A 221-nucleotide genomic window follows, 5' to 3' on the forward strand; every position below is an offset into this window, starting at 1 on the left:
ACCAGCCGCTGCGCCAGCGAATGGCTCCAACCCAACCCCAACCCGCAATCGATTTCCACAGCACTGGTGCGGTACAACCGTGTCCAGGCAAAGGGTAAAAACCCGTCCAGCTCGCCATCGGTGAGGGTCAGCAGTTCTTCCCCGGTGACCATCGACACCGGGCAGCCATGGGTTGCGGTTTTATCGGCGCTGGCCGCTGCATCACCGTTAGGGTTTTTCGA

1 protein-coding gene is annotated in these 221 nt (G+C 60.6%); it reads right to left on the bottom strand.

The window, feature by feature from the left end; all coding sequences use genetic code 11:
- Nucleotides 1-221: DUF6531 domain-containing protein (locus GIR22_RS26090; protein ID WP_178122480.1), on the bottom strand; the 221-nt coding region annotated here is incomplete at both ends.

Source organism: Pseudomonas karstica (genome assembly GCF_009707515.1).
GTDB classification, from domain to species: domain Bacteria; phylum Pseudomonadota; class Gammaproteobacteria; order Pseudomonadales; family Pseudomonadaceae; genus Aquipseudomonas; species Aquipseudomonas karstica.